This is a genomic window from Streptomyces calidiresistens (assembly GCF_014141525.1).
GTDB lineage: Bacteria > Actinomycetota > Actinomycetes > Streptomycetales > Streptomycetaceae > Streptomyces > Streptomyces calidiresistens.
Window position 1 is genome coordinate 1 of record NZ_VKHS01000806.1, and the last position, 2,356, is coordinate 2,356.

The window sequence follows — 2,356 nt, forward strand, 5'->3', positions numbered from 1 at the left end:
CCCGTGACGCCCCCGCCCCGCCGTCCCGGCCGGCGATGGACCGGCGGGTGGCCGCCCGGGACGGCGGGGCGGGGGCGTCACGGGTCCGTCGCCCGGGAAACCGGTCAGACCCCGGCGGTGTCGCGCCACAGGTGGGCGGGACCGGGGTCGCCGGTGAGGATCAGCGGGTCCCCGGGGGCGGGTCGCCCGTGCGGGTCGTCCACCGTGTCCCGGTTCCACAGCAACAGGAGTAACCGGGAGGCGGGCCCGGTGATCAGACAGTCGGCCTCCTCGACCCGGGCGGCCGCGTCACCGGACCCGGGGCCGACCACCCGCGGCGGGTCGGTGGTCAGGTGCACCGTCCATTCCGCCCCCGGCGCGTCGGAGGCCCGCAACCCCAGCGTCACCGGCTTCTCCGCCCGGGCCCGGCTGCGGCTGCCGGAGTGGAAGCCGGTCAGCAGTTCGTCGATACCGTCCAGCGCGACCGCCGTTCCGATGGGCGACGGTCGCCGGCCCGCGGCGAGTTCGGCGTCCACCCGGTGCACGGTCGTCTCGTGCGCCTGACGGCGCGCCCAGAAGTGCCGGGCGGAGGGCGAACCCGGCAGGAAGGTCCAGCGTTCGGCGGCGGGGTCGAGCGCGCGCAGCCGCGCCACCAGCTCCCGGAGACCGGCGCGGTACCACTCGTCGGGCTCCTCGTCCGGCGCCGGCACCGGCACGGCGGACGAACCCTCCGGCCCCGGTGCCTCCCCCGCGATCAGCGCGGCGGCCCACCGGTGCACGCGCCCCTGATGACGCACCAGTTCCCGCACCCGCCAGCCCGGGCAGGTCGGCACGGCGGCGTCCGGACCGGCCAGTTCGGCGGCGGCGCGCAGTCTCCCGCCCTCCTCGGCCAGGATGTCGATCAGGGTGTCCGTGTCCCGCAGCCTGATGTCCATGCCCGGATTCTGTCAGTCGGTCCCCCCGCGCCCAACCCCCGAATCGTGCGCACGGGGTCGGGAAGCGGACACCCGCCGTTTTGTTCATGGGGGTCACAAAGCGAGAATGGGCACGTGACCACCTCGCGTACCAAACCGGAGAGAGGCCGCAACGCCCTCGGCCCCGCCCTGGAACTGGTGCACACCGGCCGGGCTCCCACCCGGGCCGTGCTCACCACCGAACTGGGCGTCACCCGGGCCACCGCCGGCGCGGTCGCCGGGGAGTTGCAGACCCTCGGTCTGATCACCGTCGACGTCCGACCGGGCGCCGCCGCCGGCTCCCAGGGGCGCCCCTCGCACCGCCTGACCATCGCCGACGACGGCCCGGTGGCACTCGCCGTCCAGATCCACGCCGACGGCTTCCGGGTGGCCCTGGTCGGGTTGGGCGGTCGGATCGTCGCCACCGCCCCGGCCTGCGGGGAGGTGCACCCCGATCCCGCCGTGGCGCTCGCCGAGGCGGTCGCCGCGGGGGCGGAACTGCTGCGGGAGACCGGGCGGCGGTGCGTCGGCGCGGGCCTGGCGGTGCCCTCGGCCGTCACCGAGCCGGACGGCATCGCGCTCAACCCGCTGCACCTGCGCTGGCCGCCCGGATCCCCGGTCCGGGAGATCTTCACCCGCTGCCTGGATGAGGCCGGGGTGCCCGTCACCGGATTCTGCGGCAACGACGTGAACCTCGCCGCCCTCGCGGAGCACCGGCACGGGGCGGGGCACGGAGCCCGCGACCTGCTGTGCGTGGCCACCGGGCACCGCGGGGTCGGCGGCGCCCTGGTCCTGGACGGTCGTCTCCACACCGGCAGCGCGGGCCTGGCCCTGGAGGTGGGACATCTCACCGTCGATCCCGCCGGTCGCCCCTGCCACTGCGGCAGCCGGGGTTGTCTGGACGTGGAGACCGACCCGATGGCCCTGCTGGAGGCGGCGGGTCGGGAGCCGGGGCCGGACGGGTCCCTGCTGGACCAGGCGTGCGCGCTGGCCCGCTCCGCGGGACCCGGCGGCGGGGCCGACGAGACCGTGCGCGGTGCCACCCGGTCCCTGATCGACCGTTTGGCCCGTGGACTCGCCGGTCTGGTGAACATCCTCAACCCCGACCGGATCGTCCTGGGCGGCTTGCACCGCGCCCTCCTGGAGGCCGATCCCGGCCGGTTGCGCGCCGGTGTCGCGGACCACAGCCTGTGGGGGCGCAGCGGCAGCGTCTCCATCGTCCCCGGCACCCTCGACCACGGCAGCCTGGTGGGTGCGGCCGAACTCGCCTGGCAGCCGGTGCTCGACGATCCCCCCGGGGCGCTGAGGGCCCGGACCCCGGTGGGCACCTGAGTCCGGCCGGGCTCAGGCCGCGGGAGCGGGGGCGACCGGCGGGGAGTCCCCGGCGCCGTCCCTCCCCCCGTCGGGGGCGGTCGGCGGTGCGG

The 2,356-nt window shown here is 76.7% G+C and carries 2 protein-coding genes; one reads left to right on the top strand and one right to left on the bottom strand.

All coding sequences use genetic code 11. From position 1 onward, the window contains the following. Positions 1–104: 104 nt before the first annotated feature. The gene (locus FOE67_RS22950) at positions 105–914 is read right to left on the bottom strand and encodes a maleylpyruvate isomerase family mycothiol-dependent enzyme (RefSeq protein WP_182666748.1); all 810 of its coding nucleotides are present in this window, start codon (positions 912–914) and stop codon (positions 105–107) included. A gap of 114 nt (positions 915–1,028) precedes the next feature. Between FOE67_RS22950 and FOE67_RS22955 the strand changes: the two genes are divergently transcribed. Beyond that, a complete protein-coding gene (locus FOE67_RS22955; RefSeq protein WP_182666749.1) occupies positions 1,029–2,264 on the top strand; it encodes an ROK family protein in 1,236 nt (411 codons plus the stop codon). Positions 2,265–2,356 lie beyond the last annotated feature (92 nt).